The following is a 21,540-nucleotide window of genomic DNA, read 5'->3' on the forward strand; positions in this document are numbered from 1 at the left end:
AGAACGTCTGACCAGGAGGAAGCACCACCGTGATCGTCCGATCGTTCAAGGACATCGAAGGCACCGACCGGCACATCAAGGCGAAGTCGGGCACCTGGGAGAGCAAGCGGATCGTCCTGGCCAAGGAGCGGGTCGGCTTCTCCGTGCACGAGACCATCCTGTACGCGGGCACCGAGACGGCGATGTGGTACGCCAACCACGTCGAGGCCGTCGTGTGCACCCGGGGCGAGGCCGAGCTGACCGACCGCGAGACCGGGAAGGCGTACACCATCACGCCCGGCACCATGTACCTCCTGGACGGGCACGAGCGGCACACGCTGCGCGTCAAGGAGGACTTCCACTGCATCTGCGTGTTCAACCCGCCGGTCACCGGACGGGAGGACCACGACGAGAACGGCGTCTACCCGCTGCTCACCGAGCCCGAGCCCGAGGAGGTGTGAGAAACCATGACCACCGCCACCGTGAAGGACCTCTACCCGACCCGTGGCGCCACCGAGGTGACCGTCCCGCGCCAGGACCCGGTCGTCTGGGGCTCCCCCCGCACGCCCGGCCCGATCGCGGCGGCCGACCTCCAGGCCTACGAGCGTGACGGCTTCCTCGCCGTCGACCGGCTCATCGGTCCCGCCGAGGTCGAGATCTACCGGCAGGAGCTGGACCGGCTGGTCACCGACCCGGCGATCCGCTTCGACGAGCGCTCCGTCGTGGAGCCGTCGTCCCAGGAGATCCGCTCGGTCTTCGAGGTGCACCGGATCAGCGAGGTGTTCGCGGGCCTGGTGCGCGACGAGCGCGTGGTCGGCCGGGCCCGCCAGATCCTCGGCTCGGACGTGTACGTCCACCAGTCGCGGATCAACGTCAAGCCGGGGTTCGGCGCGAGCGGCTTCTACTGGCACTCGGACTTCGAGACCTGGCACGCCGAGGACGGTCTGCCGAACATGCGCACGGTGTCGGTCTCGATCGCGCTGACCGAGAACCACGACACCAACGGCGGTCTCATGATCATGCCGGGGTCGCACAAGACGTTCCTGGGCTGCGCCGGCGCGACGCCCAGGGACAACTACAAGAAGTCGCTCCAGATGCAGGACGCGGGCACCCCGTCCGACGAGGCGCTGACCGAGCTGGCGGGCGAGTACGGCATCAGGCTGTTCACCGGCGAGCCGGGCTCGGCCACCTGGTTCGACTGCAACTGCATGCACGGCTCCGGCGACAACATCACGCCGTTCCCGCGCAGCAATGTGTTCATCGTGTTCAACAGCGTCGAGAACGCCGCGGTGGAACCCTTCGCCGCGCCGGTGCGCCGGCCGGAGTTCATCGGCGCGCGGGACTTCACTCCGGTGCGCTGAGCGCCATGACCGGGTGAGCCGAGCACCACCCCGACCACCGGGCCGGGGCCTCCACGTGTGGGACGGGAGGCCCCGGCCCGGTCATGTCCGGGTGCGCTCAGCCGGACAGCGCGTCGAGCAGCCGGTCCACGTCCGCGGCCGTGTTGTAGAGGTGGAAGGAGGCGCGCAGATTGCCCGCGCGGTCGGAGACCTCGATACCGGCGCGGCTCAACTCCGCCTGTTTCCCGCCGAGTCCGGGCACGGAGACGATCGCCGAACCGGGCGCGGGCAGCGGCTCGTGACCGAGCCGGGCGAGCCCCTGCGTGAAGCGGTCGGCGAGGGCCAGGTCGTGCTCGTGCACGGCGGCCACGCCCAGTTCCTCGATCAGCGTGAGCGAGCGGTACACCCCGCTGTAGGTGAACAGTCCGGGGCTGACGTCGAACCGGCGTGCGGAGTGGGCGAGTTCGGCGACCGGGCCGTAGCAGCTGGCCCAGGGATGCTCGGCCGCGACCCAGCCCGCGAGCAGCGGGGTCAGCTCGCCGAGGTCCTCGGGGACCACGAGGAAGGCGGCGCCGTGCGGGCCGAGCAGCCACTTGAAGGTGGTGGAGACGGTGTAGTCGTAGCCGTCCGCGTCGATGGGCAGCCAGCCGGCGGCCTGCGAGAAGTCGACGTAGGTGCGCGCGCCGTGGGTGCGGGCGGCCTCGCGCAGGGCGGGAAGGTCGGCGACCCGGCCGTCGGCGGACTGCGCGGCGCTGACCGCGACCAGCGCGGTGCCGGGGCGCACGGACTCGGCGAGCCGTTCCAGCGGTACGGCGCGCACCTTGAGGTCGCCGCGGACGTGGAAGGGGTTCACCACGGAGGTGAAGTCGTCTTCGGCGGTGAGGACTTCGGCGCCCGCGGGCAGGGCGGCCGCGATCAGCCCGGTCTGGGCGGCGACGGAGGGACCCGCCGCCACCCGGCCGGCCGGGACACCCGCGAGGCGGGCGAAGGCGGCGCGGGCGTGTTCGACGTCCTCGAACAGCGGGTCCAGCGGGCGTCCCTCGGCCCGGATCGCCATCGCCTCCTGGAGGGCGGTGAGGGTGCGGGCCGGGAGCAGGCCGCTGGTCGCGGTGTTCAGGTAGGTGTTCTTCGGGCGGAACTCGGCGCGGACGAGGCTCTCGAAGGTCTCCATGAGCCCACTGTGCGGGCCGGGGAGGACCGCGTCCATTGCGCGTTTCCGGGGGAACGGCCCAAGGGATTCTTATACGACGCCGCCGACCTGGGCCTTCTTCCTGCGGCCACGGGCCCGTGAGTTCCGCCCCACGGCTTCCGGCCCTGGACCCCGCCCTACGCCTCCGGCCCCGAGAACCCCGCCCCACGCCTCCGGCCCCGCGGGCCCCGCCCACGCCTCCGACCCGGAAATTCCGCCCTACGGCTCCGAGGCCAGACCCCGCAGCCCCGACCCCCGACCAACACACAGCCCCGGCCCACGCCTCCGGCCCCGCAAACCCCGGCCCACGCCTCCGGCCCCGCAGGTCCCGCCCACGCCTCCGACCCGGAAATTCCGCCCTACGGCTCCGAGGCCAGACCCCGCAGCCCCGACCCCCGACCAACACCACAGCCCCGACCCCGGGCCAAGTCCCCGATCCCGATCCGCAGGGGCCTCCAGACCTGGGCCCCGCCCCACGCCTCCAGACCTGGGCCCCGCCCCACGCCTCCGGCCCCGCGGGTCCCGCCCTACGGCCTCCGGCCCCGGGGTCCCTTCCGGGGGCCCGTTCCGGCTCGCCCGAGGTCCCGCGGTCCCCGCCCCCCGGGTTTCCCGCCCACGGCTTCCCCGGGACCTTCCGCTCCCGGGATCTCCGCCCGGTGATCACGGCTTGACGGGCTCGGCCCCCCGGTCACGAATCGCGGCCCAGTCCCCCGGCCCCCGCCCGCGGGGACCCACCCCTCAGGCCCAGCACCCGACCCGACGCCGCAGCCCAGTCCCCCGGTCCCGGCCCGCGGGGACCCACCCCGCAGCCCCGGCACCCGGCTCAACCCCGCGGCGGGACCGCGCAGCCGTCCGGGCCGCAGGCGTCGGCGTCGGCGTCGGGCTGGTCGATCAGCTGGAGCGGGGAGCGCTCGCCCCAGGCCTGGGTGAGCGCCTGGGCGAAGACCTCGGCGGGCTGGGCGCCGGAGACGCCGTACGTGCGGTCGAGGACGAAGAAGGGGACGCCGGTCGCGCCGAGCCGGGCTGCCTCGCGCTCGTCCTCGCGGACGGCGTCGGCGTAGGCCTCCGGATCGGCGAGCACCGCGCGCACCCGCTCGGCGTCGAGCCCGGCCCCGGTGGCCAGCTCGACCAACCGCTCGTCGCCCTCGGTGAACACGGACCGCTCCTCGGCGAAGTTGGCCCGGTACAGGGCCTGGATCAGCGCGTCCTGGCGGCCGTGCTCCTTGGCGAGGTGCAGCAGGCGGTGCATGTCGAAGGTGTTGCCGTGGTCGCGGCCCCGGGTGCGGTAGTCCAGGCCCTCGGCGGCGGCCTGGGCGCCCAGGTTGTCCTCCCCGGCCTCGGCCTGCGCCTCGCTCATGCCGTACTTCCTAGTCAGCATGGTGAGCACCGACTCGACATCGCCCTTGGCGCGGCCGGGGTCCAGCTCGAAGGAGCGGTGCACCACCTCGACGTCGTCACGGTGCGGGAAGGCGGCGAGCGCCTTCTCGAAGCGGGCCTTGCCCACGTAGCACCAGGGGCAGGCGATGTCGCTCCAGATCTCGACGCGCATGTCTTCGGCTCTTTCCGGGTCGTACGGGTGCGGAGACGATCTCCGCCGAGTACGTGAACGTTCACATAACGGTGGTCATTCCCGTACCGGCGGCACCGCGTACCGCAGGACCAGATGGTGGTCCCCCTCGGCCGGCGGGTTCTCCGCATCCGGCACCCACCCCTGCCGGGCGTAGAAACCCTGGGCCCGCCGGTTGTCCACATGGACGTCGAGCACGGCCGTCCGCCGCCCCTCGGCCCGCCACTCCTCGACGCAGGCCGCGTGCAGGACCGTACCGATGCCGCCGCGCCAGCGGTCGGGGTCGACATGGAACTGGAACAGCTTGACGGTGTCCGCGCCGGCCCCTTCCGGGGTGCGGAAGGAGGCGATGCCGACCAGTCGCCCGCCGAGCAGGGCGCACAGCACCCGCCCGTCCGGGCGCGCGATGGAGTCCCGCCACGCCTCGACCCAGTCGAACTCCGCCTGCGGCACCCCGTCCGGGTAGTACGTCGAGCGGGCCCGCACGTGCAGGTCGGCGACGGCCTCGGTCTCGGCGGGCAGCGCGGCGCGGATCTCCAGGGCGGCGGCGGCGTCTCGTGAGCTGATCATGCGACGGAGGACGCCTTCGCCGTGCCGGCGGTTCCTACCGTTCCAGGACCCCGTTGTAACGCCGGGGGATCCCGAGGGTGTTGTCGTCGCGCAGCTCCGGGGGCAGCAGGGGCTGCGGGGTGTTCTGGTAGGCGACCGGGCGCAGCCAGCGCTCGATGGCCGTGCCGCCCACCGAGGTCGAGGTGGAGGTGGTGGCCGGGTAGGGGCCGCCGTGGTGCTGGGCGGGGGCGACGGCGACGCCGGTCGGCCAGGCGTCGACGACGACACGGCCCGCCAACGGCGTGAGCGCGGCGAGGAGTTCCGCTCCCCTGCCCGCTCCGGCCGACTCCTCGGCGGAGAGGTGGACGGTGGCGGAGAGGTTGCCCGGGAGGCGGGACAGGAGCGTCGTGGCCTCCGTCTCGTCCTCGTAGCGGGCCACCACGGTCACCGGGCCGAAGCACTCCTCCAGCAGCAGGTCGTACGGCCCTTCGGAGGCGAGCTCGCGCGCCGGCACCGTCAGGAAGCCCGCGCTGACCATGTGGTCGCCGCACGCGCCCGGGGTCACCGGGCAGTCCACGCCCGGGAGTTCGGCGCGTTCGCGCACCCCCGCGACGAAGGCGTCCCGGATACGGTGGTCGAGCAGGACCCCGGCCTCGGTGGAACTCACCGCGTCCGTCAGGGACTTCAGCACGCGGTCCCCGGCCGCGCCGGAGGGGACCAGCGCCAGGCCGGGCTTCACGCAGAACTGGCCGAGGCCGAGGGTCATCGAACCGGCGAGCCCGGCCCCGATCTCCTCCGCGCGCTCGGCGGCCGCCTCCTCGGTGACCAGCACCGGGTTGAGGGAGCCCAGCTCACCGTGGAACGGGATCGGCACGGGACGCGCGGCGGCCGCGTCGTACAGGGCGCGCCCGCCGCGCAGCGAACCGGTGAAGCCCGCGGCGGCGACCAGCGGGTGCCGGATCAGCTCCACGCCCGCCTCGAAGCCGTGCACCAGGCCGATGACGCCCTCCGGGATGCCGTGCCCGGCAGCGGCCCGGCGCAGCACCTTGGCGACCAGTTCCGACAGGGCGGGGTGGTCCGGGTGGGCCTTGACGACGACCGGGCAGCCCGCGGCCAGCGCGCTCGCGGTGTCGCCGCCCGCGACGGAGAAGGCGAAGGGGAAGTTCGAGGCGCCGTAGACGGCGACGACGCCGAGCGGCACCTTCCAGCGGCGCAGGTCCGGCACGGGCGGGGTGGCGGTGGCGTCCGGGTGGTCGATGACGACGTCCAGGAAGGCGCCCTCCTCGACGATGTCCGCGAAGGCCCTCAACTGATAGGCGGTGCGGGCGAGTTCGCCGGTCAGCCGGACCGGGCCCAGCGCGGTCTCGGCGTCGGCGGTCTCCACCAGGCCGTCCCGGGCCGCCTCCAGGCCGGCGGCGGCGGAGCGCAGGAACGCGGAACGCACGGCGCGCCGGGCGAGGGCGTCGCGCGCGGCGTGCGCCGCCCGGACGACCGCGTCCACCTCCTCGGCCGTGGCCTCCACCGCGACCTGCTCCCGGCGCTTCCCGGTACGCGGGTCGACACTCCAGACTGTTGCTGCTGCCACCGCGGGTCCCTCCCATAAGGCCGCACTCGACCAGGTCAGCCTTCAGCGGCGTTCTCTATACTGAACGCCGTCTGCGGTGCTGGACACTCTGCTCGGAGACTGTATATCTCAGGTCCTCGTCGAATCGAAGGGGTCAAGGGCGATGACGGCAGGCGACGCGGGCGGCGGGGCACAGGTCAAGTCCGCGGTACGGACGGTCGAACTGCTGGAGTACTTCGCCGGCCGCCCCGGCATGCACTCCCTCGCGGCCGTCCAGGAGGCCGTCGGCTACCCCAAGTCCAGCCTGTACATGCTGCTGCGCACCCTCGTGGAGCTGGGCTGGGTGGAGACGGACGCGACGGGCACGCGGTACGGCATCGGGGTGCGGGCGCTGCTCGTGGGCACCTCGTACATCGACGGCGACGAGGTGGTGGCCGCCGCCCGCCCGGCCCTGGACCGGCTCGCCGACGACACCACCGAGACCATCCACCTGGCCCGGCTCGACGGCACCAACGTGGTCTACCTCGCCACCCGCCCGTCCCGGCACTATCTGCGCCCCTTCACCCGGGTCGGGCGCCGGCTCCCCGCCCACTCCACCTCGCTGGGCAAGGCGATCCTCGCCACGTACCCCGACGATCAGGTGCGCGAGCTGCTGCCCCGGACGCTGCCCGCGCTCACCGAGCACACCCTCACCGACCGGGAGCGGCTGGTCGAGGAGCTGCACCAGGTGCGGGAGCAGGGCTTCGCGGTCGACCGCGAGGAGAACACGGTGGGGCTGCGCTGCTTCGGCGTGGCGATCCCGTACCGCACCCCGGCCCGCGACGCCGTCAGCTGCTCGGTGCCGGTGGCCCGGCTGACCCCCGCCCACGAACAGACGATCAAGGACGCGCTGTTCGACGCGCGTGACCGGCTGGCGCTGGCGACGCGCAGGCTCTGAGCGCGGCGCTGCGGCCGGGCGGTCGAACCGCCGTAGTCTCGGGCCCCATGGAGATCGCGCTGCGGACCGTCGAGGACGAGGACCTGCCGGTGTTCTTCCGGCAGATGACCGATCCGGTGTCCCTCCGGATGGCCGCGTTCGGCCCCGAGGACCCGACCGACCGGACCGCCTTCGAGGACCGTCTCAGACGCGTCCGTACCTCCCGCGACGTCCTGCGCACCGTGCTGGCCGACGGGCGGGTGGCCGGCAGCGCCGCGGTCTACGGCGAACCCGGCGAGCGCGAGGTGACGTACTGGATCGACCGCGCCTACTGGGGCCGGGGGGTGGCGACGGCCGCGCTGCGCGCCCTGCTCGCGGAGGTCCCCGAGCGGCCGCTCTACGCGCGGGCCGCGGCCGACAACGCCGCCTCGCTGCGGGTCCTGGCCAAGTGCGGCTTCCGCGAGTCCACCCGGGCCCGGGGCTTCGCCAACGGCCGGGGCGAGGACATCGAGGAGGTCGTGCTCGTCCTGGACGCCTGAGCGCGGCACGAGCGGGACCGCCCAGGATGAACGGAACATGAGAAATCCGGGCGTAGGGGAACGTCCGCCCCCGTCCCGGACGTCTTTCGTGCGGGATGAACAAGACGATCAGGCGGGCGTCCGTCTTCACGCTGCTGCTCGTGCTCGCCCTGCTGGCGAGGGCGACCTGGGTGCAGTTCTACGACGGCGAGGCCCTCGCGGACGACACGAACAACCGGCGCAACGCGATCGAGACGTACTCGCGGCCGCTCGGGAACATCATCGTGGCCGGGAACGCCATCACCGGCTCGGCGCGCACCAAGGGAGGCGACCTCGCGTACAAGCGGACGTACACGGACGGCGAGCTGTACGCGGCGGTGACCGGCTACGCCTCGCAGGCGTACGCGCCCACCCAGCTGGAGGGCATCTACGCGGATCTGCTCAACGGCACGGACCCTGGCCTGAGGACGGTGATGGACACCCTCACCGGCAAGCGGGCCGACCCCGGCGACGTGGTCACCACCATCGACCCGGCGGTGCAGAAGGCGGCCTACCGCGCCCTCGGGGACAAGAAGGGCGGGGCCGTCGCCATCGACCCCCGGACGGGCCGCATCCTCGCCGCCGTGTCGACACCGTCGTACGACCCCTCGGTCCTCACCGACGCCAACACGGCCGGCGCCGACTGGAAGCGGCTCAACGCGGACCCGGACAAGCCGCTGACCAACCGCGCGCTGCGCCAGCCGCTGCCGCCGGGCTCGACGTTCAAGCTGGTGGTGGCCTCGGCCGCGCTGGAGAGCGGGCTGTACGGGAACGTGGACGAGCACACCGACAGCCCCGACCCGTACCGGCTGCCGGGCACGGTGCGCGACCTGGCGAACGAGAACCCCTCGGCGCCGTGCCGCGACGCCTCGATCCGGGTGGCCCTCCAGTACTCCTGCAACAACGTCTTCGCCAAGATGGCCGTCGACCTCGGCCAGGACAAGGTGCGGGCCATGGCGGAGAAGTTCGGCTTCAACGACGACCACCAGGACGTGCCGGTGCGCGCCTACACCAGCGTCTACCCGTCGGACATGGACAAGTCCTCGACCGGGCTGACCGGCATCGGCCAGTACGACGTCACCGCGACCCCGCTCCAGATGGCCATGGTGTCCGCGGCGATCGCCAACGGTGGCGAGCTGGCCTCGCCGCACATGGTCTCCCGGACCGTCGACAGCGGCGGCGACGTGGTGCACGACTACGACGGCGACACCGGTACCGAACGGATCGTCAGCTCCCGGACCGCCGCCCAGCTCCGGTCCGCCATGGAGACGGTGGTCAAGGACGGCACCGGCACCAACGCCCTGATCGACGGGGTGACCGTCGGCGGCAAGACCGGCACCGCGCAGCACGGTGAGAACAACAGCAAGACGCCGTACGCCTGGTTCACCTCGTTCGGCAAGTCCGACAGCACCGGCAAGGAGGTGGCCGTCGCGGTGATGGTCGAGCAGTCGGACGCGGCGCGCTCGGAGGTCAGCGGCAACGGGCTGGCGGCGCCGGTGGCGCGGGCGATGATGGTGGCGGCGCTGAGGCGCTGAGGGGGCCGGAGGGGACGCCGGCCCCGCCGTCCGCCGCGCGCCGCCCCCGCCGTCACCGTCCCGCGAAGCGCCCGACCCCCGCCACGGCGCCGGAGTGCGGCCGGTGGCGGGGGCGGGAGACGTCACAAGGGTCTCAGCGGACCTCGGACGGGTGCGGGTGACCTCAGCCGACGAAGTACGTCGGGTTCGGAAGCTTGTACGTACGGCCCGAGTAGCCGCCGTCCAGGTCCGAGTACTGGTCGCCGAAGTCGGCGATGATCTCGTAGCCGAGGTCGTCCTCGATGTGCTTGCGGGTACCGGCCTTGTACTGGACGGTCGTGCACTTCCAGTCACCCGGGACGGCGCAGTCCTGGAGGTAGGCCGGCGGGTTGGCCTTGTCCTTGAGGAACATGTGGCCGGCGTCGAGGTTGACGTCGGCGCCGACCTTCTTCAGGTTGGTGACCGCGGCGTCGCGCTGGGCCTCGGTCAGACCCGAGTTGTAGAAGACCGTGACGCCCATGGAGTCGGCGTACCGGACCAGCTCCGGGCTGCCGAACACGGCGGGACGGTCGGCCCGGTTGACGTACTCGTTCCAGGTGGCCGAGCTGTAGCTGTAGTTGTTGCGCTTCTCGTAGTCGAGGCTCAGCAGCAGCGTGTCGTCGATGTCGAACATGACGGCGGGCTGCTGGTGGTGCGCACGCGCGGTGCGGGCGGCCCTGGCGATGTACTTCCGGGCGTCCGCGTCGATCTGCGCCAGGTCCTTGGCGTACGGGCTGTCCGGGGACGCCTGGTAGACGCCGTTGCTGTCGGCGGTGGTGCCGTAGTAGGTGTCGATGTCCTTCGTCAGGAGCCCGATGTTGTAGGGCTCGTGGGTGGAGTTGGCCGTCGACTGACCGGCCGTGGCCGCGCCCGCGCCGTACAGGGCGGCACCGGCGACGACGCAGGCGGCGCCGACGGCGGCCGCTCTGAGGGACTTCCGCATGGATTCTCCGGATCTGGTGGCTAGAGTGAGTGACCAGGTCACGGATTGTCTACGCGCATAACTAGCCGCACCGCGAGGCCTGTTATCCGATCGATACGCGCGCCTTTTTCCGGCCATGTCCGCGCGCCATGGCGGAACTCCCGGTTCCGGTAAGGGAATGACGGCGTCTCGGGATGTCCCCTCGAACAAGTGGGGGACGGGAGGACCGGCCCGGCGGCGCCGCCACGGCGGCAGCCAGGCCGTGAGCAGGACGGGGACGGGGCACGGGAAGCCGTGCGCGGGCAGGGAGGAGATCCGCTCCGCGCCGGCGTCGGGAGCCGGCCGGGCAGCCGGTGCGGCAGGCCTCGCCGGCGAAGGCGGGGCCCACCGCGCCCAGGAGGCGAGCACGCCGAGCGGGGCCGCGAGCGCGGTGGCGACGGCCGGGGCCATCCAGGCCCCGCGGACCCGCTCCGCGCGGTGGCCGGGGCCTGGGCCGTCGCGGTCAGCTGTGCCGGTACGCGTCCGGTGAACCGGCGCCGGGGTACGGCCCCACGGGCGCGGACCCTCCTGCGGAGCCGTCGGGCTGCTCGTCCCCGGCGCCGCCCGCTCGTCCGCACTCGTCCGCGCGGCCGCTCCCGTCGCCGCTCCCGTCGCCGCTCCACGCCAGGATCTCCGCGGCGCCCCGGCGGACGGCCGCCCGCGGGTCTCGGGCGAGTCTCCCGCAGACATCCACGACCGCCGCGACCGCCGCCGCGTCCGGCTCCCCGCCGGCTCCCGCGAGCGCGTCCCCCACCCCGGTCCGCAGCCAGTCGGCCTGGTTGTCATCGGCCTCCGGCACGGCGCGCGCGAGCAGCCGCAGGGCGTCCACGGTGCCGGCCCGGACCAGCGCCTCGGCCGTGCACCGGGTCACCGCGGTGTCGGCGGCGTCCAGCAGGAGCCTCGCCAACGCCTCGGCGGCTTCGGGCACTTCGGCACTGCTCGCGAGGTCACGTCCGGCGCGGGCGCGGCGCGACCACGAGGCGGAGGCGGCCTCGGCGAGGGCCGCGCGCAACACGTTCGTCGTCTCTTCCTCCGGCACGGACGAACCGTCTCACGGACCGGGTGAGCCGCTCGTGCCCGGGTGGACCTCTCACGCGGGGCGGAAGCCGGTCTCTGCGGGCTGGAAGGACTCTCAGGGGCAGGAAGGGCGCTCCCGCGAACAGGAGCGGCCCTCTCCCGGGCAGGAGGGGCCCGCTCGGGCAGGAGGGGCCCGCTCCCTGGCAGGAGGGCCCGCTCGGGCAGGAGGGGCCCGCTCCCGGGCAGGAGGCGCCCGCTTCATGGCCGGAATGCGTCTTGCGTGGCCGGACGAACCGGACCGGCCCCCGGCTCCCGGCCTTCACCGGCCGCCCGCCGCGGGCCCGGCCGCCCGCCGCGGGCCCGGCCGCCCGCCGCGGGTCCCCAGGGGGTTCCGGACGAGTACCTACGGGGACGACCGGCCCGCGGCCCGAACCCATCACCGAATAGGGCATCCGACCGATCCGCGCTGACCCCCCTCAGACCCACGATGACGTGGTATGACGACCTCCCCGACCGTGCTCCGTGTGCTGCGCGACCGCGACGCGGGCCGGTATCTGGCCGGCCTGGTGGTGAACGCCTTCGGCAGTTCCGCGCTGTGGCTGGCCTCCGGCATATGGGTGAAGGACCTCACGGGGTCCAACGGCCTCGCCGGTCTGAGCCTGCTCGCCCTCTGGGCCCCCACGCCGGCGGGCCCCGCCCTCGGCACCCTCGCCGACCGCGTCCGCCGCAAACCCCTGATCATCACCGTGAACCTCGCCCTGGCGGCCCTGCTCCTCAGCCTCTTCGCCGTCGACTCCCCCGCCCGCCTGTGGCTGCTGTTCACCGTCCTCTTCCTGTACGGCACCGCCGACGCCGTCACCGGCGCGGCGGAGTCGGCCCTCGTCACCGCGGTCGTCCCCGCAGCCCTCCTCGGCGACTTCAACGGGCTGCGGATGGCCATCACCGAGGGCGTGAAGCTGGTCGCCCCGCTCACCGGCGCGGGCCTGTACGCGGCCCTCGGCGGCCCGGCCGTGGCCTGTCTCGACGCGGGCAGCTTCGTCGTCACCGCCGCGCTGTGCGCCCTGCTGCGCGTGCGCGAGGAGCGGCCGGCGTCCCCGGACCGCGGCGGCTGGCGCCGCCAGACCGCCGAGGGCGTCCATTACCTGTGGCGGCACGACAGCCTGCGCCCCCTGGTCCGGGCCGGCGGCACGACGCTGCTGCTCACGTCCCTCGCCAGTTCCGCGCTGTACGCCGTGATCGACCGCCTCGGCCACTCCCCCGCCTACGCGGGCGTGCTGTACGCCGTCCAGGGCGCGGGCTCGGTGGCGGTCGGACTGCTCACCGGCCCGGCGCTGCGGCGGCTCGGCGAGCGCTGGTTCGCGGCGGCGGGGATCGCGCTGACCGGCCTCGCGGTGATCACGCGGGCCGTACCCTGGGACGCGGTGGCGCTCGCGTCCTCCCTGGCGTCCGGGCTGGGCCTGCCCTGTGTGCTGATAGCCGCGCTCACCGCCGTGCAACGGGAGACTCCGGGCCCGTTGCTCGGCCGGGTGACGGCCACCGCGAACACGCTGATGTACACGCCGAACGTCATCGGGCTCGCGGCCGGCGCCGGGCTGGTCGAACTGGCCGGACCCGGGCTGCTGCTGCCCTGCTACGGCCTCGCCCTGCTGGCGACCGCGGCCCCGCTCGTTCAGCGCGCCGCCAGCGCCTCGCGCACCGCCGCGAGATCCTCGTCCGACGCCAACCCGGCGTGATACAGCCGCAGTTCGGTCGCGCCGGCCGACTTCGCGCGGCTCGCGTCCGCGGCGAGGGTGCGGGGGCTGCCGCCCATCCCGGTGACGATGCCGAAGTTGGCCGCCAGCACGGTCCGCTCGCGGGCGTGCGCGGCGAAGGGTGCCAGCAGGTCCGTACCGCCGGTGCAGGGGACCACGACGCCGTCGGCCACGGAGAGGACGTGCGCGGGGTCGACGCCCGCGTTCGCGCCGCAGTGCTCGGGGACGGGGTCGGCGTGCAGCAGGACCTGGAACCCCGCGGGCGCGGCGGCGCGCACGGCGGCCACGGCCTCCTCCTGGAGGGTGCGGGCGGTCGTGTCCCGCCAGGCCCGGACGGCGGCGGCCCGCTGCTCGCCGAGCAGGTCCGCCACCGCCGGCAGGCCCCGGTCGGCCGTCGCACCCCGCCACAGCGGCTCCAGCGCGGCCCGCACCGCCGAGGCCAGCTCCTCGGGGTCCACGCCCTGTTCGCCGTAGCCCGCACGGCAGGAAGGACAGAAGCACAGGGACATCAGGTACTCCCCGGCCTCTTCGAGGGGCACGCCGGAGATCTTGTCGTGGGCGTGCAGGTGCGGCAGTCCGTACCAGCCGAGGGACTCCAGCTCGGTGCCCCGCGCGCCGGGGCGTACGGCGGCCTCGGCGGCGAGGTCGACGAGGTAGGCGCGGGTGCCGGGCTGCGCGATGCAGGGCGCCCAGGGGTAGCGGTCGCCGTAGGCGTTGACGACGGAGGTGTCCGGATGGTCCGTGCCCAAACGGGAGTTGTGGGCGAGCACCACCCAGGTGTGCACCGCGAGCCCGGCGTCGGCGAGCGCCCGCGCGGCCTCGCCGTGGGCGTCGCCGGGGGCCCAGGGGCCCGCGGGGTGGGGACGGAGGGCGCGGCCCGTCCAGCGGTCGCCCGGCGGGTAGAGGACGGCCGCGTGCTCGGCGGTGACGATGCGGTGGCGGGGGTGGCGCGGGGTCAGGGCGCGGGTGGAGTGGTAGGCGGCGGCGAGGGTGACCTGCTCGACGCCGAGTCCGGCGATGCGGGCGGGGGCGCCGGGGTCCCCGTTGACGTCCCAGGGGTAGACGAACGCGGCGGCCTTCACGCGGACTCCTCGTGCTCACGGGGAGGTGGCCCGCATGCCCTGCGCCGGGCCCGCACGCGCCCTCGCCCTCCGACGGCGTACATTCTCCTGACCGATGTCCATGTCCTTGAACGGCCCTCACGCTAGGCGCCCCACGTGGGGCGGTCAAGGAGCATGGACCGGGACCCCGTCCCCCCAAGTGCCCACGCCCCCACGCGTATCGACCCCAAGGAGACCGAGGATGCCCGCACCCCGTACCGTCCTGCTCACCGGCGCGGCCGGCCGGATCGGCACTCTGATGCGCTCCCTGCTGCCGGAGTACGGCTATGCCCTGCGCCTGTTCGACGTCCGGCCCGTCGAGGACGCGCCGGACGCGATCACCGCGGACCTCACGGACACGGTGGCGCTGCGCGAGGCGGTGCGGGGCGTGGACGCGGTGCTCCATCTGGCGGGCATCTCCCGGGAGGCGCCCTTCGAGAAGATCCTGAAGTCGAACATCGAGGGCACCTACCGCCTGTACGAGGCCGCGCGCGAGGCGGGCGTGCCCCGGATCGTGTTCGCCTCCTCCCACCACGCCGTCGGCTACACCCCGGTCCCGCGCCCCGGCGAGCCGCCGCTCCCCGTCGAGGCGCCGCACCGCCCGGACACCTTCTACGGCCTGTCCAAGTGCTTCGGCGAGGACCTGGCCCAGTTCTACTGGGACAAGCACGGCCTGGAGACCGTCTCGGTGCGCATCGGCTCCTGCTTCCCGGAGCCGAACAGCGTGCGCGCCCTGTCGATCTGGCTCAGCCCGGCCGACGGCGCCCGGCTCTTCCACGCGGCCCTGACCGCCGAGGGCGTCGGCCACACCGTGGTCTACGGCTCCTCCGCCGACACCCGCCGGTGGTGGGACCTCGCCGGCGCGCGGGCCCTCGGCTACGAGCCGCGGGACGACTCGGAGCCGTACGCCGCGAAGCTCCTTGCCGAGCGGGGCGAGCCGGACCCCGCGGACCCGGCCCAGCGCCTGCTGGGCGGCCGCTTCGTCACCGACCCGCCGATCTGGCCGTACTGAGACGGACGGGCGGGCGCCGAACGGGCCCGTCCACCGCGTGTCCGGGCACGCGGTGCGCCCGTTTCCACCCCGCCGCGCGCCGCCGCGCAGGTCCGCGGCGGGCACATCCGCTGGGAAACGGGCCCGAGCGGGCAGCATCGGGCGGGCAACAGACCTGGTCAGGGTGGCACACCGGCGGTACAACTTCCCCCATGGGCCCGAACGGGCAGTTCCGCGGGGAGGTGGGTGAGGAGATGACCGGGACGGCGGAGGAACGCCGCCGCGAGATCGTGCGGGCCGCGCGCGCCACCGGCGCGGTCGACGTCACCGCGCTCGCCGCGGCGTTGGGCGTGGCCAAGGAGACCGTCCGGCGCGATCTGCGCTCCCTGGAGGCCCACGGGCTGGTCCGCCGCACCCATGGCGGGGCCTACCCGGTGGAGAGCGCCGGCTTCGAGACCACGCTGGCCTTCCGGGCCACCAGCCAGGTGCCCGAGAAGCGCCGGATCGCCACCGCGGCGGCCGAGTTGCTCGGCGACGCCGAGACCGTCTTCGTCGACGAGGGCTTCACCCCGCAGCTCATCGCCGAGGCACTGCCCGGGGACCGGCCGCTGACCGTGGTCACCGCGTCCCTGCCGGTCGCGGGCGCCCTCGCGGAAGCGGACCACGTCCAGGTGCTGCTCCTCGGCGGCCGGGTGCGCGCCGGCACGCTGGCCACCGTCGACCACTGGACGACGGGGATGCTGTCCGGTTTCGTCCTCGACCTCGCCTACGTCGGCGCCAACGGCATCACCCGTGAACACGGCCTGACCACGCCCGATCCGGCGGTGGGCGAGGTCAAGTCGCAGGCGATGCGCGCGGCGCGGCGCACCGTGTTCGCCGGCGTGCACACCAAGTTCGGCGCGGTGAGCTTCTGCCGGTTCGCGGAGATCGGCGCGCTGGAGGCGATCGTGACCAGCACCCTGCTCCCGGCCGCCGAGGCCCACCGCTACGCCCTGCTGGGCCCGCAGGTCATCCGGGTCTGACCTTCCCCACCCCCGTCCCCCCTGGGCATCTCCCGCCCACCGAGCGCCCTTTACGTCCTCATACATCCAGGAGTGATCCATGCGCACCCCGAGCCGACGGAGGCCGCGGGCCACGCTCGCCCTGGCCGCCGCAGGGACGCTGCTCACCCCCCTGCTGTCCGGCTGCTGGACCGGCGCGGGCGGAGCCGGATCCGGCGGCGACTCGATCAACGTACTGATGGTCAACAACCCCCAGATGGTGGAGCTGCAGAAGCTCACCGCCGCGCACTTCACCAAGGAGACCGGCGTCGAGGTGAACTTCACCGTGCTGCCGGAGAACGACGTCCGCGACAAGATCAGCCAGGACTTCGCCAACCAGGCGGGCCAGTACGACGTGGCCACCCTCTCCAACTACGAGATCCCGATCTACGCCCGCAACGGGTGGCTGCGCCCCATGGACGCCTACGTCGCGAAGGACCCGTCGTACGACGAGAAGGACGTACTGGCGCCGATGCGCCAGTCCCTCACCGGCGACGACGGGAGGCTCTACGGACAGCCCTTCTACGGCGAGTCGTCGTTCCTCATGTACCGCAAGGACGTGTTCGCGGCGAAGGGCCTGACCATGCCCGCCCACCCCACCTGGCGGCAGGTGGCCGACCTCGCCGCGAAGGCGGACGGCGCGCGGCCCGGGATGCGGGGCATCTGCCTGCGCGGGCTGCCCGGCTGGGGCGAGCTGATGGCGCCGCTGACCACGGTGGTGAACACCTTCGGCGGGACCTGGTTCGACAAGGGCTGGAAGGCGCGCCTCGACTCGCCCGCGTTCCGGGAGGCGACGAAGTTCTATGTCGACCTGGTGCGCGCGCACGGCGAGTCCGGCGCCGCCCAGTCCGGGTTCGCCGAGTGCCTGAACGACATGACGCAGGGCAAGGTCGCCATGTGGTACGACGCCACCTCCGCGGCCGGCTCCCTGGAGGCCGAGGGCTCCCCGGTCAGGGGCAGGCTCGGCTACGCCCCCGCCCCCGTCGAACGGACCGCGTCCTCCGGCTGGCTCTACACCTGGGCCTGGGGCATCCAACAAGCCTCCCGCAACCCCGACAAGGCGTGGAAGTTCGTCTCCTGGGCGTCGGGCAAGGAGTACGAACAGCTGGTCGGCGAGACCAGCGGCTGGCCGAACGTCCCGGCGGGCAAGCGGGCCTCGACGTACGAGAACGCCGACTACCGCCGGTCGTCCGCCGCGTTCCAGGAGATGACCAGGCAGGCCATCGAGAGCACCCGGCCCGACGACCCCGGCGTGCAGCCGCGGCCCGCGCCCGGCATCCAGTTCGTCGACATCCCCGAGTTCACCGACCTCGGCACCAGGGTCTCCCAGGAGATCAGCGCGGCCATCGCCGGACGCCAGTCCGTCGACGCGGCCCTGGACAGGTCCCAGCAGCTCGCCGAGAAGATCTCCAAGGAGTACGAGGGACGATGACCGCCACCACCACGGCCCCGTACGCCGCCGCCCCCGCGCGGCCGCTGAAACGGCCCCCGGCCCGGCTGCGCGCCTGGGCCACCCGGGCCCCGCTGCTCCCCGCCCTCGTCTTCATGGTCGCGGTCACCCAGCTGCCGTTCGTGGCCACGCTGGTGATCTCCTTCTTCGACTGGAACGCCCTCTACCCCAAGGCCCGCCGCTTCACCGGCCTCGCCAACTACCGCCAGGTGCTCACCGACGCGGACCTGCGCCACTCGGTGTGGACGACCGTGCTCCTCACCGTGGCCGTGGTGCTGGCCAGCCTGGTGCTCGGGCTGCTCCTCGCCCTGCTCCTCGACCGGCGCTTCCGCGGCCGGGGCGTCGTGCGCACCCTGCTGATCGCGCCCTTCCTGGTGGTGCCGGTGGCCGCCGCGCTGCTGTGGAAGCACGTGCTCTACAACCCCGAGTACGGCTTGCTCAACGGGCTGCTGCACTACGTGGGCGGCCCCCGGCCGGACTGGATCTCGAACACCCCGCTGCTCGCGGTGGAGGCCGCCCTGGTGTGGCAGTGGACGCCGTTCATGATGCTGATCCTGCTGGCCGGACTGCAGAGCCGGGACCAGCAGCAGACCGAGGCCGCGCGGGTCGACGGCGCGAGCGACTGGCAGATCTTCCGCCACCTCACCCTGCCCCATCTGCGCCGCTACCTCGAACTCGGCGCCCTGCTCGGCTCGATCCACATCGTGCAGAACTTCGACGCGGTGTTCACGATCACGTCCGGGGGCCTCGGCACCGCGAACCTGCCGTACACCGTCTACCAGAGCTTCTACCAGGCCCACGAGAACGGCCTCGCCTCCGCCGCGGGCGTCCTGGTCGTCATCGGCTCGATCGTCATCGCGACCTTCGCCCTGCGCGTGGTCTCGTCCCTGTTCCGCGAGGAGGTGGCCCGCTCATGACCGGCGTCCGACGACACGGTCTCGGCCTCGTGGCCTGGCTGGCCGGCATCGTCTTCTTCCTGCCCATCGCCTGGATGGCGCTGACGTCCTTCCACTCGGAGCGGGACGCCGCGACCGACCCGCCGTCCTTCGGCGCCGCTCTCACCCTGGACGGGTACCGCGAGTTCTTCGGCGTCGGCGGCGGCGCGAGCCCCTGGCCCGCGCTGGCCAACTCCGCGGTGGCGTCCGTCGTCTCGACCCTGTGCGTGCTGCTGCTCGCCCTGCCCGCGGCGTACGCGCTGTCGATCCGGCCGGTGCGCAAGTGGACGGACGTGCTGTTCTTCTTCCTGTCCACGAAGATGCTCCCGGCCGTCGCCGGACTGCTGCCGATCTACCTGTTCGCCAAGAACACCGGGATGCTCGACAACGTCTGGCTGCTCGTCATCCTCTACACCGCCATGAACCTGCCGATCGCGGTGTGGATGATGCAGTCCTTCCTCGCCGAGGTGCCGGTCGCGGTGATCGAGGCGGCGCGGGTGGACGGGGCCCGGCTGCCGACCGTCCTCACCCGCGTCGTCGCCCCCATCGCGCTGCCCGGCATCGCGGCCACGGCACTGATCTGCTTCATCTTCAGCTGGAACGAGCTGCTGTTCGCCCGGGTGCTCACCGGGGTGGTCGCCGAGACCGCGCCCGTCTTCCTGACCGGCTTCATCACCAGCCAGGGCCTGTTCCTGGCCAAGGTGTGCGCCGCGTCGCTCGTCGTCTCCCTGCCGGTGCTCGCCGCGGGGTTCGCCGCCCAGGACAAACTGGTCCAGGGCCTGTCGTTGGGAGCCGTGAAATGAGGGCCGCCGTCATCGAGTCCGTGGGCCGCGCCGTCGTCACCGAGGTCCCCGACCCGGTGCCGGGACCCCGCGAGGTCGTCGTCGAGGTCGCCGCGTGCGGGCTGTGCGGCACCGATCTGCACATCCTCCAGGGCGAGTTCGCGCCCAGGCTGCCGATCGTGCCGGGCCACGAGTTCGCGGGCACGGTGGTCGCCACCGGCACCCGGGTCACCGAGGTCACGGCCGGCGACCGGGTGGCCGTGGACCCCTCCCTGTACTGCCACGAGTGCCGCTACTGCCGCACCGGCCACAACAACCTGTGCGAACGCTGGGCCGCGATCGGCGTGACGACGGCGGGCGGGGCGGCACAGTACGCGGTCGCACCCGTCGCCAACTGCGTCGGGCTGCCCGAGCACGTGCGCACCGAGGACGCGGCCCTGGTGGAACCGCTGTCCTGCGCCGTGCGCGGCTACGACGTGCTGCGCTCCCGCCTCGGCGCCCACGTCCTGGTCTACGGCTCCGGGACCATGGGCCTGATGATGCTGGAGCTGGCCAAGCGCACGGGCGCGGCGAGCGTGGACGTCGTGGACCTCAACCCGGGCCGCCTGGAGACCGCCCGGCTGCTCGGGGCCTCGGCGGCGGCGGGCGCCGCGGACGAACTCGACCGGCCGGGGGGCTGGGACGTGGTGGTGGACGCGACGGGCAACGCGGCGGCGATCCAGGACGGGCTCGGACGGGTGGCGAAGGCGGGCACGTTCCTCCAGTTCGGGGTCGCCGACTACGCCACCCGGGTGACGATCGACCCGTACCGCGTCTACAACCAGGAGATCACCATCACCGGTTCGATGGCGGTGCTGCACAGCTACGAGCGGGCGGCGGAACTCTTCGCGAACGGCGTCCTCGACCCGCGGGTCTTCATCAGCGACCGGCTCCCCCTGGAGCGGTACCCGCAGGCGCTGGAGCAGTTCGCGGCGGGGGTGGGGCGGAAGATCGTCGTGGTGCCGTGAGGGGCCGGGCCCCCGTGCCGTGAGGGGCCGGTGAGGCCGTGCGGGTGGTAAGGGAACGGTAAAGCGGGTTCGTTCGTTACCCCCCACATGACAGCTATGACCCCTGGCTCGAACATCCCGCTCTCCGCCGCGCGCGTCACGGTGGACGTGGCCGCTCCCGTGCGGCTGGACGTCTCGGGCCTGCTGCTCACGGGCGACGGCAAGGTGCGCTCGGACGACGACTTCATCTTCTACAACCAGCCGTCCGGACCGGGCGTGACCTACCGGTCCGGCGGCGGTACGGCGCCCGACGCGATCACGGTCGACACCGCGGCCGTGCCGCCGGGCATCGAGAAGATCGTGGTCACCGCCAGCCCGGACGCGGCGGGCCAGACCTTCCAGGGCATCGAGCCGACGGCCACGATCCGCGACGCGGACGGCGGCGCGGTACTGGCCACGTTCACGCCCCCGCAGCTCGGCACCGAGACCGCGCTCGTCGTGGTGGAGATCTACCGCCGGGGCGGCCAGTGGAAGGCCCGCGCGGTCGGCCAGGGGTACGCGAACGGGCTCGCGGGCATCGCGACGGACTTCGGCGTGACGGTGGAGGAGCCGGCCGCGGCGCCGGCGGCGCCCCCGCAGCCGACGGCACCGCCGGTGGCTCCGCCGATGCCCGCGGCGCCGCCGGCCCCGGCCCCGGGCTCGGGGAAGATCAATCTGGACAAGGGCCGCGTCAGCCTCCAGAAGAACCAGACCGTGTCGCTGGTCAAGGGCGGCCGGCCGCTGCTCTCCCAGGTGCGGATGGGCCTCGGCTGGGAGCCGGCGTTCCGGGGCGGCGACATCGACCTCGACGCATCGGTCATCGCCTACGGTCCGCAGCGCAACCACGTCGACAGCTGCTACTTCGGCAAGCTGACGATCCTCAAGGGCGCGGTCAAGCACTCCGGCGACAACCTCACGGGGGAAGGCGCGGGCGACGACGAGGTGATCGTGGTCGACCTCGGCCGCATCCCCCAGGAGGTCACCGGCCTCGTCTTCACGGTCAACTCCTTCTCGGGCCAGAAGTTCACCGACGTCGCCAAGGCATACTGCCGCCTCGTCGACGCCGCGACCGAGGAAGAACTGGTCCGCTTCGACCTCACCCAGGCCGAACCGCAGACGGGCGTCATGATGGCCAAGCTGATCCGCCAGTACTCCGGCGAGTGGGAGATGACGGCCCTCGGCGACTTCGTGAAGGCGAGGACGGTCCGCAACATGGTGGACCCGGGCGCGAAGGCCCTGTGACCGGAGGGGACTCGCCGTGACACGGCGGGCAG

General features: G+C 73.3%; 20 protein-coding genes. 13 read left to right on the top strand and 7 right to left on the bottom strand.

The window, feature by feature from the left end:
• The first annotated feature begins 29 nt into the window (after positions 1-29).
• Positions 30-440, top strand: coding sequence for an ectoine synthase (locus QSK45_RS04835; RefSeq protein WP_285553561.1), 411 nt, complete (start codon positions 30-32; stop codon positions 438-440).
• Positions 441-446: 6 nt separating this feature from the next.
• On the top strand, positions 447-1,340 hold the full coding sequence (thpD, locus tag QSK45_RS04840) for an ectoine hydroxylase (protein WP_285553563.1): 894 nt from the start codon (positions 447-449) through the stop codon (positions 1,338-1,340).
• 97 nt (positions 1,341-1,437) lie between these two features.
• Here the strand turns inward: thpD and QSK45_RS04845 are convergent, their stop codons facing one another.
• From QSK45_RS04845 to QSK45_RS04860, 4 genes are all read right to left on the bottom strand, one after another.
• A complete protein-coding gene (locus tag QSK45_RS04845) occupies positions 1,438-2,490 on the bottom strand; it encodes an aminotransferase class V-fold PLP-dependent enzyme (RefSeq protein WP_285553564.1) in 1,053 nt (350 codons plus the stop codon).
• 841 nt (positions 2,491-3,331) lie between these two features.
• The gene (locus QSK45_RS04850) at positions 3,332-4,057 is read right to left on the bottom strand and encodes a DsbA family oxidoreductase (RefSeq protein ID WP_285553565.1); all 726 of its coding nucleotides are present in this window, start codon (positions 4,055-4,057) and stop codon (positions 3,332-3,334) included.
• Positions 4,058-4,132: 75 nt separating this feature from the next.
• Positions 4,133-4,645: a GNAT family N-acetyltransferase gene (locus tag QSK45_RS04855; RefSeq protein ID WP_285553567.1), complete on the bottom strand. Its 513-nt coding sequence runs from the start codon at positions 4,643-4,645 to the stop codon at positions 4,133-4,135.
• A 34-nt stretch (positions 4,646-4,679) separates the two neighbouring features.
• A complete protein-coding gene (locus QSK45_RS04860; RefSeq protein ID WP_285553569.1) occupies positions 4,680-6,209 on the bottom strand; it encodes an aldehyde dehydrogenase (NADP(+)) in 1,530 nt (509 codons plus the stop codon).
• A gap of 142 nt (positions 6,210-6,351) precedes the next feature.
• On the opposite strand from QSK45_RS04860, the gene QSK45_RS04865 reads away from it, so the two are divergent.
• The 3 genes from QSK45_RS04865 (at position 6,352) to QSK45_RS04875 (ending at position 9,196) form a co-directional block, all read left to right on the top strand.
• Complete coding sequence (locus tag QSK45_RS04865; RefSeq protein ID WP_285553571.1) at positions 6,352-7,125, top strand: IclR family transcriptional regulator; 774 nt, start codon at positions 6,352-6,354, stop codon at positions 7,123-7,125.
• A gap of 47 nt (positions 7,126-7,172) precedes the next feature.
• Complete coding sequence (locus QSK45_RS04870) at positions 7,173-7,643, top strand: GNAT family N-acetyltransferase (RefSeq protein ID WP_285553572.1); 471 nt, start codon at positions 7,173-7,175, stop codon at positions 7,641-7,643.
• A 95-nt stretch (positions 7,644-7,738) separates the two neighbouring features.
• On the top strand, positions 7,739-9,196 hold the full coding sequence (locus tag QSK45_RS04875; protein ID WP_285553573.1) for a peptidoglycan D,D-transpeptidase FtsI family protein: 1,458 nt from the start codon (positions 7,739-7,741) through the stop codon (positions 9,194-9,196).
• A gap of 163 nt (positions 9,197-9,359) precedes the next feature.
• On the opposite strand, the gene QSK45_RS04880 is transcribed toward QSK45_RS04875, so the two are convergent.
• Together QSK45_RS04880 and QSK45_RS04885 are read right to left on the bottom strand one after the other, a co-directional pair.
• Entirely contained in the window at positions 9,360-10,157 is a 798-nt protein-coding gene (locus tag QSK45_RS04880) for an HAD family acid phosphatase (RefSeq protein WP_285553576.1), read from the bottom strand.
• Positions 10,158-10,638: 481 nt separating this feature from the next.
• A complete protein-coding gene (locus tag QSK45_RS04885; RefSeq protein WP_285553578.1) occupies positions 10,639-11,214 on the bottom strand; it encodes a hypothetical protein in 576 nt (191 codons plus the stop codon).
• A 475-nt stretch (positions 11,215-11,689) separates the two neighbouring features.
• Between QSK45_RS04885 and QSK45_RS04890 the strand changes: the two genes are divergently transcribed.
• Positions 11,690-12,925 carry an MFS transporter gene (locus QSK45_RS04890; protein ID WP_285553580.1) on the top strand — a complete coding sequence of 412 codons (1,236 nt, stop codon included), beginning with the start codon at positions 11,690-11,692 and terminating at the stop codon, positions 12,923-12,925.
• Here the strand turns inward: QSK45_RS04890 and QSK45_RS04895 are convergent.
• Positions 12,862-14,025 (bottom strand): hypothetical protein, encoded by a 1,164-nt coding sequence (locus tag QSK45_RS04895; protein WP_285553581.1) that lies wholly within the window; start codon positions 14,023-14,025, stop codon positions 12,862-12,864. The two genes, QSK45_RS04890 and QSK45_RS04895, sit on opposite strands and share 64 nt — an antisense overlap.
• A gap of 220 nt (positions 14,026-14,245) precedes the next feature.
• Between QSK45_RS04895 and QSK45_RS04900 the strand changes: the two genes are divergently transcribed.
• The 7 genes from QSK45_RS04900 to QSK45_RS04930 all read left to right on the top strand — a co-directional run bounded on the left by QSK45_RS04900 (position 14,246) and on the right by QSK45_RS04930 (position 21,508).
• A complete protein-coding gene (locus tag QSK45_RS04900) occupies positions 14,246-15,055 on the top strand; it encodes an NAD-dependent epimerase/dehydratase family protein (protein ID WP_285553583.1) in 810 nt (269 codons plus the stop codon).
• Positions 15,056-15,288: 233 nt separating this feature from the next.
• Entirely contained in the window at positions 15,289-16,056 is a 768-nt protein-coding gene (locus QSK45_RS04905) for a DeoR/GlpR family DNA-binding transcription regulator (protein ID WP_285554616.1), read from the top strand.
• A gap of 79 nt (positions 16,057-16,135) precedes the next feature.
• Positions 16,136-17,506: an ABC transporter substrate-binding protein gene (locus QSK45_RS04910; RefSeq protein WP_285553585.1), complete on the top strand. Its 1,371-nt coding sequence runs from the start codon at positions 16,136-16,138 to the stop codon at positions 17,504-17,506.
• A complete protein-coding gene (locus QSK45_RS04915; protein ID WP_285553587.1) occupies positions 17,503-18,441 on the top strand; it encodes a carbohydrate ABC transporter permease in 939 nt (312 codons plus the stop codon). Before QSK45_RS04910 ends, QSK45_RS04915 begins: the two co-directional genes overlap by 4 nt.
• Positions 18,438-19,262 carry a carbohydrate ABC transporter permease gene (locus QSK45_RS04920; protein WP_285553590.1) on the top strand — a complete coding sequence of 275 codons (825 nt, stop codon included), beginning with the start codon at positions 18,438-18,440 and terminating at the stop codon, positions 19,260-19,262. Before QSK45_RS04915 ends, QSK45_RS04920 begins: the two co-directional genes overlap by 4 nt.
• Positions 19,259-20,248: a zinc-dependent alcohol dehydrogenase family protein gene (locus tag QSK45_RS04925; protein WP_285553592.1), complete on the top strand. Its 990-nt coding sequence runs from the start codon at positions 19,259-19,261 to the stop codon at positions 20,246-20,248. Before QSK45_RS04920 ends, QSK45_RS04925 begins: the two co-directional genes overlap by 4 nt.
• Before the next feature lie 96 nt (positions 20,249-20,344).
• Positions 20,345-21,508: a TerD family protein gene (locus tag QSK45_RS04930; protein WP_285553594.1), complete on the top strand. Its 1,164-nt coding sequence runs from the start codon at positions 20,345-20,347 to the stop codon at positions 21,506-21,508.
• Positions 21,509-21,540 lie beyond the last annotated feature (32 nt).

The organism is Streptomyces hygroscopicus subsp. hygroscopicus (assembly GCF_030269125.1).
GTDB classification, from domain to species: Bacteria; Actinomycetota; Actinomycetes; order Streptomycetales; family Streptomycetaceae; genus Streptomyces; species Streptomyces hygroscopicus_C.